Raw genomic sequence first — 3,587 nt, forward strand, 5'->3', positions numbered from 1 at the left:
AAAGTACGGGCGAAGCATTCGGATAGAAAATCTCCGGTTTCACCGATAGGTTATTGCCCGAATGCTTCGCCCCTACAGGACGCGGGCCGATGAAGACGCAAGGTTTGGAAGCACGATTCTCTCAAAATCTTGCACCTGTTTGGCGAGAAAAGCCACAAAACCCTTACCTTACCTACATTTCACATTTATTCAGCCAACCCCAAATAGGGTTTGCGGCAAAAAGCTTTTCCTGGGGGCAGGTGGGGTGTAGGGTTTTAGCGATTTTCATCTGGTCAATTACCTAATTTTCAGGGAAAAAGTCCCGGAATTTTCCACCCGATCACTCCCATATCTGGTACTTTTTGGAAACCAAAAAGTCTAAAAGTTTTACCCAACAAGGTTTTCACATTTATTGAGCAAGCCCTAATTAATCTTTTCAATCACCGCTTGTCCTAGTTGAATCAACTCAAAACCGATAAAAAGGCTTAAAATCACAGTGACAGCCTGATTAAGTAGGGGTATATTGCCTTTGCCTAGAACAGAAGCGACGAATTTGACCACAACTAAAACGAGAGCGCTAACAACGGCGATTTTGACGGCTATCATAGATTAATTTTTCCTCACGGTTAACCAAAGTATACTATGTTCCTGACGGGGTGACAAGCAGATTGAAAGTGAGACAGGGTGTGGAGTGTGGGGGGTAGGGTGTAGGGAGCAACAATCCATAACTGGGTTTTTAAAGTTCGATTTGTCTCGTTCCAAGGTAGAACCTCCGGAAATGCGTTCCAAGGGTTTCCCTTGAAACGAGGTAAGACTATAAAACGATTTGGTGTCATTGCCAAGGATGAGAAAGCTGCCCAATGCACAGGTTTTTGTTAAGAATTGTAAAATGTAGTTAGGGTTTGCTGAAAAAGTTTGTTGGTGGGGTTAGGAGTCAGTAGCCAGTCGTCGGTCGTTTCAGGCTTTGTTGCCCTTCTTTTGTGTACCAGTTTATGTACTAAAAAAGAATAATGCCAGGTTTTTGAATGTCCCAATCCTATATTCGCAGCATGAACATCGGATTTTAACAGGTCAAAAGCCTTATTTTAAAAGGGTTTTATCATTATTCAGCCAGCCCTAGTTATATTTATTTGATCAGAAGGAGATTCATGTCTAACCAAGAATCGATTTTTCCATTCCCTCAAAAACCAGTGTATTCCTCCCTATTCAAGTCTATTTTAGCGATAATATCAGTTATCTTAATTATGTTAGCAGTGATCGGCGGGCTAATGATGGTCAGTTTATCATTATCTTGGCCAGAAGACAATATTTATCGACTACTCCTTGGCTTAGTAGAAGATTTTTTTAACCCCTTTGCTTGGATTAAAGTTCCCACGGTTGCTCATAGCTATCAATTATTATTACCCACAGTTATCCTGCTAATTTTGACGCAGTTAATCATTTTCTTGTCTCCGCATCCGCAAGTTTGGTCAAGATTAGTCATTATTTCTATCACTCTCGCTATCACCCTGCGCTATCTACTCTGGAGGATTCTGGAAACTTTAAATCTTTCTACTCCTCTCAATGGCTTTTTTAGTTTACTACTTTTAGTCGTTGAGATGATGGTTTTAAGTGGTAGCATAATTCAGTTATTTTTAGTCTTAACCACGAAAGATAGACGCAAAGAAGCTGATTTTTATAGCCAAGCAGTGATCAATAAACAGTATTTGCCCACGGTAGATATTCTGATTCCCACCTATAATGAGCCAGCCTTTATCTTAAAAAGAACTATTATCGGTTGTCAAGCCCTTAATTATCCTCATAAAAATATTTATATTCTCGATGATACTCAGAGATCAGAAATTCATCAATTGGCAGAAAAATTAAATTGTCATTATCTGACTCGTCAGGATAGAAAAAACGCTAAAGCAGGTAATTTAAACCATGCTCTCAGACAAACTCAAGGGGAATTAGTGGTAGTTTTTGATGCAGATTTTATCCCTTGTCGGAATTTTCTAGAAAGAACTGTTGGCTGGTTTCAAAACCCAAAAATTGCCTTAGTGCAAACGCCCCAAAGCTTTTATAATGCCGATCCTATCGCCCATAACTTAGGTTTAGAAAATATCGTTACTCCCGACGAAGAATTATTTTATCGTCATATCGAACCAGCTAAAGATGGGGTGGGTAGTCCTGTCTGTGCTGGTACTTCTTTTATTGTCAGAAGAAAAGCCTTAGAGGAAGTGGGATATTTTAATATAGAATCTATCAGTGAAGACTATTTTACTGGGATTGCTATCTCAGCGAAAGGTTATGAAGTTATTTACTTAAATGAAAAACTCAGTGCTGGTTTATCTGCTGAAAGTTTATCAGCTTATTTACTGCAAAGATTGCGCTGGGCAAGAGGAACGTTACAGGCCTTTTTTATCAAAGCTAATCCCCTAAAAATTGCGGGACTAACTCTACCTCAAAGATTGGCACACTTAGAAGGACTTTTATCCTGGTTTTCTCCCTTAGCTCGTTTATTTTCTCTGCTTATTCCTCTCCTTTATACCTTTGGATATATAGTACCTTTGAACATTACCATCGATGAGACAATCTATATCTTTTTACCCTACATGATGCTCCAGTTAGCCACTTATCACTGGTTAAATTCTCGCTCGCGCTCGATTGTTTTTTCTGAGGTACTATCGATGATTATTTGTGTACCAACATCCCTAACAGTTCTCCATGTTCTTTGGAAACCCTTTGACAAAGGATTTCAGGTGACACCCAAGGGAATTGCTCGCAAAAATTATCAATATAATTGGCACTTATCCTACCCATTGCTGTTTTTTCTCACCATTACTTTAATTAGTATTTTCTTTAATTTAAATCATCACAATTATCAAGAAAGTCCCCTAAATTTTGGCTTGATTTTGGCTATATATAACGTGGTTATTATCATGACTGCTTTAGTGGCTTTATTGGAAGCTCCCCTCACCTTAGAAACTCAATACCAATTGCTGGAATCTCCTGTTAACTTGATAACAGAATCGGATATAATTATACAGGGCAATCTGAAAAAACTTTCGGAAATAGGAGCAGAAATTCACCTAAGGGAACCCATCTACTCAGAAAAATTACTCCTAGATATTTTAGGCGAAGATTTGCGCTTATCGGCTCATCTAGTCAATCTAGAAAAACGAGGCAAAATCTGGCAAGCAACCCTTAAATTCCAGCCACTTATCCTATCAGACCAGAGAAAACTAATTACTTTTTTATTCTGTCGTCCCCAGCGCTGGCAACCGAAAAATACGGCAGGAGAATTAAAATCCCTTTGGTTGTTAATTATCAGCTTTTGTCGGGGAATAGGCTTAATTCGGCGAGCATTTCTGAATCGAAAAACAGCCCTTTAGTTTAGTCAAGAGTCGAAAATACTTAAGTAGCTGGTTATAATTAAATTAAAAATGGATTTTAGGTTCGATCCCCCCTTAGTCCCCCCTTGATAAGGGTAGGGCTGTTTCATTCTCCCATCAGAATATCAAAAGTAAAAGCGATCACTATCAGGTAAAATGAGGAGTGACCGCCAACCTTTCAAATATATGTTGAGCTTAATAGAAAAACTAAAACAAGTCAAGGACTTTCGGAAA

General features: G+C 38.8%; 2 protein-coding genes. One reads left to right on the forward strand and one right to left on the reverse strand.

The window, feature by feature from the left end; genetic code table 11:
- Positions 1 to 402 precede the first annotated feature (402 nt).
- Positions 403 to 585, reverse strand: a complete 183-nt coding sequence (locus IM515_RS04290; RefSeq protein WP_002769951.1) for a hypothetical protein — start codon at positions 583 to 585, stop codon at positions 403 to 405.
- Positions 586 to 1,127: 542 nt separating this feature from the next.
- On the opposite strand from IM515_RS04290, the gene IM515_RS04295 reads away from it, so the two are divergent.
- On the forward strand, positions 1,128 to 3,353 hold the full coding sequence (locus IM515_RS04295; RefSeq protein WP_287628701.1) for a glycosyltransferase: 2,226 nt from the start codon (positions 1,128 to 1,130) through the stop codon (positions 3,351 to 3,353).
- The last annotated feature ends 234 nt before the right edge of the window (positions 3,354 to 3,587 follow it).

This window comes from Microcystis sp. M44BS1 (assembly GCF_020244875.1).
Taxonomy (GTDB): Bacteria; Cyanobacteriota; Cyanobacteriia; order Cyanobacteriales; family Microcystaceae; genus Microcystis; species Microcystis panniformis.

Coding starts and splice junctions, on each gene's coding strand:
- IM515_RS04290 (WP_002769951.1), bottom strand. CDS start 585: ATGATAGCCGTCAAAATCGCCGTTGTTAGCGCTCTCGTTTTAGTTGTG.
- IM515_RS04295 (WP_287628701.1), top strand. CDS start 1,128: ATGTCTAACCAAGAATCGATTTTTCCATTCCCTCAAAAACCAGTGTAT.